The organism is Pseudonocardia pini (genome assembly GCF_013870575.1).
GTDB classification, from domain to species: Bacteria; Actinomycetota; Actinomycetes; order Mycobacteriales; family Pseudonocardiaceae; genus Pseudonocardia; species Pseudonocardia pini.
Genome location: NZ_JACBXB010000378.1, coordinates 1 through 5,171 on the forward strand (window position 1 = coordinate 1; position 5,171 = coordinate 5,171).

Here is a 5,171-nt window from a genome sequence, read left to right on the forward strand (position 1 = left end):
AGCAGGGCGAGCAGGTCGCCGCCGGGCGGCCCGAGTACACCGGCCCCCGCCGTCCGGTCCAGGGGTTCGCGGGGACGGACCGGCAGGTCCGCGGCAGGCTGCTCGACGTGCTGCGCGCCGCCACCCAGCCCGTCGACAAGGCGGTGCTCGACGCGGTGTGGGCCGACGGGCCGCAGCGGGACCGCTGTCTGGACTCACTGCTGGTCGACGGGCTGGCCGAACAGACCCCCGATCACAGGTTCGTACTGGGCGGCACCGCGCCGCATGCGCAAGACTGACCCGCGGACATCCTGGGGCGAGGAGCTCGATGGCGCAGATCGTGCGGTTCCGGCTCGACATGGCCGCGGAGGACCGCGTGCTGGAGATGCGCAAGGCCGTGTCCGACCACGGCCTACGCATCCCCCACGAGCTACCGACGGTGACCTTCGCCGCGGCCGCGCAGATCCCGGCGGGCGCCCGCGTGGAGCTGACCGAGGCCCTGCGCGGGCTCAGTCTGCCCTCGCTCTGGCTGGCCACGCTCGGCTCCGTCGCGGGTCACGACGACGACCTGGTCCTGTCCGCGATCGTGGACACCGAGCTGCTCGCGGTGCACAACGCGGTGCACGACGCGTTGGCCGGGAAGGTCAAGTCCCCCTTCGGCTCCTACCTGCCCGGGGCCTGGCTGCCGCACGTCGTGCTGGCGCACGAGAAGCCCGCCGAGGCGTTCACCCTGCTGCACCCGGTCCGCCCCGTGCGGGCCGCGATCGAGGGCGTCGAGATCGCCGACACCCGAGACGGCACCGCGGAACCCCTCTTCGCCGACTGACCCCCGAAGGAGCGAACGGCACTCTCGCTCACTAGGTCTGAGCGAGAGTGCCGCTCGCTCAGAGGGATTCGCCGCGGCGGCGGGCCCGCCACCAGCGCCGACCCGTCTGCGCGACCCGGCGGCCCCGGCGGTACGCCGCGTACTGGGTCGCGCGGTGCTGCTGGAACCGCCATTCCGGCTGGGTGCCCTGGCGGTGGGCGAGGGCGTAGGCGAACTCGACGGCGTCTCGGTCCAGGTAGCGGTCCACCCGCTCGAACCAGGCCGCGCCCGTGCGCGCCGAGGCCTGCGCACTGCCCAGCGCCTCCCGTCCGCGTCGGTCGAAGCGCCCCAACGCCGAGGCCGCCGACGGATGCTCCGCCAGCGACTGCGCCAGCATCACCGCGTCGGCCATCGCCAGCCGGGTGCCCTGGCCCATCGTGAAGTGCGTGGTGTGGGCGGCGTCGCCGAGCAGGACCACGTTGCCGTCCTGCCAGGTCTCGTTGCGGACCTCGAGGAAGCGCAGCCACGGTGCCTCGTGGCCGCGCGAGCTGCTGATCAGCGGCTGGCCGTCGAGGACGTCGGCGAACACCTTCTCCAGCAGCGCGATGCCGTCGGTGTGCGACAACGTGTCCAGGCCGAGCCCGGTGAAGGTCTCCGGCAGGCACTCGACGATCAGGGTGCTGACGCCCGCGCTCGTCGGGTAGGCGTAGCACCAGACCCAGCCCGCGTGCGTCCGCTCGAAGGCGAAGGTGAAGGCGGAGAACACCTTCTCGGTGCCGAGCCAGATGTAGGGGTTGCGGCCGAGGGTGGTCGTGGTGCCGAAGCGCGAGGGGTCGTGGTCTCGCAGCCTGCTGCGCGCGCCGTCGGCCACGACGACGAGATCGGCGTCGGCGAACGTGCCGTCCGTGAGGGCGGAGTCCGGCACCGGGTGCTCGTAGGAGACCTCGACGCCGAGGTCCAGGGCCCGAGTGGCCAGCACGTCGAGCAGGCCCGCCCGCGGCACGCTGAACCCGTAGCCCGGCAGGTACCCGGTGCCCTCCCCGTGCAGGTGCACCTCCTGCTCCTGCCACAGCCGCGACCGGCGGCGGATCGCCTGCGCCGAGTCGCGGTCGTTGCGGTACAGCATGTCCAGCAGGCCGTCCTGGCAGACCACGCCCCAGCCGTAGGTCGCGCCGCGCGGGTCCTTCTCCACCACGGTGATCTCGTGCGCCGCGTCCCGCCGCTTGGCCGAGACCGCGAAGTAGAGCGCGGCGGGCCCGCCGCCCACGCAGACGATCCTCATCGTGCGACCCTCCTCAGGCGCCGGGCCGCGAGATCGACCGGCTCGTCGTGGTGTAGCCGGTACAGCTGCGCGTAGCGCCTGCCGCCCGCCATGAGCTCGCTGTGCGTGCCCGCCTCGGTGACCCGCCCGCCCTCCAGGTAGAGGATCTGGTCGGCGTCGGTGACGGTCAGCAGGTTGTGCGAGATGACGATCGACGTCCGGCCCGTCATGAGCCTGCGCAACGGGCCCAGCACCCGTTCGGTGGACTCGGCGTCGAGGCTGGTGGTGGGCTCGTCGAGGAGCAGGACGGGGGCGTCGCGGATCATCGCGCGGGCCACCGCGACCCGCTGGCGCTGCCCGCCGGACAGCATCCGGCCCCGCTGCCCGACGCGGGTGTCGAAGCCCTCGGGCAGGGCCGCGACGACGTCGTCGAGGTCCGCGGCCCGCGCCGCCCGCTCCAGCTCCTCCCGGCTCGCCCCCGGCCGCCCGGACAGGATGTTCTCGGCGATGGTGCCGTCGAGCAGCAACGTCTCCTGCAGCACGACGGCGATGGTCGCGCGCAGGTCGGCCGGGTCCAGGTCGCGCAGGTCGTGGCCGTCGAGGGTGAGGCTGCCGCTGGTGGGGTCGTAGAACCGCAGCATCAGCTTGACCAGGGTGGTCTTTCCCGCGCCGCTCGCCCCGACCACCGCGGTCGTGGAGCCCGCGGGCACCTCGAAGCTCACGCCGTCGAGCACGTCGACGGTCTTGTCCGGGTAACGGAAGCCGACGTCGGCGAGCCGGATCTCGCCGTGCACCCGGGGCAGCGGCGACAACGGCTCGCCGGGTCGACGCAGCCGCACCGGCGCTTGGGGGGCGGCGACCGACGTGCGCTGGTCGAGCAGTTCGATGATCCGCTCGGCGGACGCCGCGGCCGCGTAGACCGAGTTCGAGTACGCCCCCAGCCCGCGCACCGGCGCGTAGAGCTGCGAGAGGTACACGAGGAAGGCGAGCAGCCCGCCGAGGGAGATCGCACCCGCGCTGAGCTGCCAGATCCCGAACCCCAGGATCAGCATCACCCCGATGACCTCGATCAGCTCCACCGACGGGCTGAACAGGGCACGGAGCCGGGTCGTGTGGAGCACCGCGTCGATCGCGCCGCGCGACTGGGCGGCGAACCGGCGCGACTCGGTGGTCTCGCCGCCGTACGCCTGGATCAGCATGGCGTTGCCGAGGCTCTCCTCGGTCACCGCGCTGATGCCGCCCGACCAGCGCCGGGTCTCCCGGGACGCGTCCCGGATCCGGCTCGAGAACAGTTTCGCGACCACCCAGAAGAGCGGGATCGTGAGCATCGAGACCAGGGCGAGCCGCCAGTTCAGGTAGAACAGCACCCCCGCGAAGACGAGGATCGTCACGACCGACGAGACGAGCCTGGTGATGCCGGAGAGCACGAGGCCCTCGATCTGGGAGACGTCGCCGGTCAGCCTGCTCAACGTGTCGCCGAGGCGGCGCCGGTCGAAGAAGCCCAGCGAGAGGGACTGCACGTGGGTGAACACGCGGGTCCGCAGGCTGTGCAGGAAGTGCTCACCGATCCAGGCGGTGAGGTAGGTGGACCAGACCCCGATGAGCCCGACGGCGAGGGTCAGGCCGACGTAGGCGAGCGCGAGCCGCGGGAACGCCGCGAAGTCGCGCGGCACCAGGACGTCGTCGATGACGAGTTTGAACATCCACACGACGGCCGCGTCGAGGACCGGCGCGACGCACACCAGGACCAGCACGAACACCATGCGACGACGGAAAGGGCGCGCGTCGGGACCGAACCGTCGGAAGATCTCCCGGACGGCGACGGCGGGCGCGGCATCGACCAGCCCGCCCTGCTCGACCGGCGCGCGGCTCAGCAGCGAGCGCAGGACCTCCCGCACATCTCCCCCCTCGGTGACGGCAGACGGCGGTGGCCCCGCGCGTGCGGGGCCACCGCCTGGATGGAGCGGGTCAGTGGCAGTCACCCCACTTTCCCCAGCCGTCGTCGCAGTGGTCGTCGCTGCCCCAGCAGTCCTTCGAGTCGGTCTTGCAGTCGTCGTCGCCCCAGCTCCCCCAGTGGTCGTCCTTCTTCTTCCGCTTCTTTCCGTGGTAACAGCCCCAGTCGTGGTCACTCACGGTCGGCTCCCCCTTCGCATGGTCCCGGTCCCGGGCACGCCGGAAACGGGCTCCACAGTGGATGTGTGCCCCTACTCGGGATTGCGCCCCTAAAGCCCCGTGGGACGGTCGGGTGTTGCAGTCACCGCGTCATCCCACTCGGATGGAGCAGCGTTCGGCGAGGTGTCGGAAGCGCTCTCCGACAGCAGTCTCCGCAGCTGGGCCGGGTCGTCCAGAGCTCGACGGGAGGTCGTCTCGGGTCGGGCGGTGACCTCGGCGACCGAGGGGTGGGTGGCGTGCTCCGCGGGGCTCTGGGTGGGGCTCTGGGTCGGTGTGGTCGGGGGCGACGGGTGGGGGTCGGTGGCGCGCTCGTCGTCGTCGGCGCGGTGGCCGCGGTCGGCTGCGTGGTCGTCGGCACGGTCCCGGTCGTCGGCACGGTCCGGATCGTCGGCACGGTCGCGGTCGTAGTCGTGGTCGGCGTGGTCGGGCTCGGTGCGGGTCGGCGAGCTGGACCGCTCGGGACGCTCCGGGCGCTCCTCCCCGCTCGGCTCCGCCTCACGCTTCCGAACGGGTTCGGTCTCGTCGTCCCGTCCGGTCCCGCGCCGACCGTCCCGGACGGGCTGCGCGGCGGTCTGGGGACGGTGCTCCCCGGACTCCTGCTCGGCCCCGGACGTGGCGGGGCCACCCACGCCACGTCCGGGTGGGCTCCACGACCTGCGTCTCCGCGACCGGCCGCGGCCCGTCTCCCCCGGAGCGGTCGCGCTCGACCGGACGAGGCGTCTCCGTCGCACCGCGGGCCGCACGCTCGAGTGCCGACCGGCGTGCCTCCAGCGCTGCCCTGCCGTCCTCCGGCCGCACCTCCGAGAGAGCACGTTCCGCGCGGTCCAGCTGGGCCCGGGCCGTCGCGTGGTCCCCGGCGGCGAGCTCGCTCGCGGCCAGGGTGAGCCGCTCCTCGACCAGCCGCGCGGCCTCGACCGACCGCACCGGACCCGGCGGGAGGCCACTGCCCGCGGG

4 protein-coding genes and 1 pseudogene are annotated in these 5,171 nt (G+C 73.0%); 2 read left to right on the forward strand and 3 right to left on the reverse strand.

The features are described from left to right. Positions 1-278 (forward strand): annotated as a pseudogene (locus tag H5J29_RS19960) (hypothetical protein); the annotation flags it as partial. A gap of 29 nt (positions 279-307) precedes the next feature. Continuing rightward, positions 308-805 carry a 2'-5' RNA ligase family protein gene (locus H5J29_RS19965; RefSeq protein ID WP_181782570.1) on the forward strand — a complete coding sequence of 166 codons (498 nt, stop codon included), beginning with the start codon at positions 308-310 and terminating at the stop codon, positions 803-805. Between the two features lie 58 nt (positions 806-863). Here H5J29_RS19965 and H5J29_RS19970 read toward each other — a convergent pair whose 3' ends face one another. From H5J29_RS19970 to H5J29_RS19980, 3 genes are all read right to left on the reverse strand, one after another. Further along, positions 864-2,066: an FAD-dependent monooxygenase gene (locus tag H5J29_RS19970; protein ID WP_181782571.1), complete on the reverse strand. Its 1,203-nt coding sequence runs from the start codon at positions 2,064-2,066 to the stop codon at positions 864-866. Further along, positions 2,063-3,943: an ABC transporter ATP-binding protein gene (locus H5J29_RS19975; RefSeq protein ID WP_312858319.1), complete on the reverse strand. Its 1,881-nt coding sequence runs from the start codon at positions 3,941-3,943 to the stop codon at positions 2,063-2,065. The genes H5J29_RS19970 and H5J29_RS19975 overlap by 4 nt, the downstream gene beginning before the upstream one ends. Before the next feature lie 70 nt (positions 3,944-4,013). After that, positions 4,014-4,178, reverse strand: coding sequence for a hypothetical protein (locus H5J29_RS19980; protein WP_181782572.1), 165 nt, complete (start codon positions 4,176-4,178; stop codon positions 4,014-4,016). Between the last annotated feature and the right edge of the window lie 993 nt (positions 4,179-5,171).

Coding starts and splice junctions, on each gene's coding strand:
- H5J29_RS19965 (WP_181782570.1), top strand. CDS start 308: ATGGCGCAGATCGTGCGGTTCCGGCTCGACATGGCCGCGGAGGACCGC.
- H5J29_RS19970 (WP_181782571.1), bottom strand. CDS start 2,066: ATGAGGATCGTCTGCGTGGGCGGCGGGCCCGCCGCGCTCTACTTCGCG.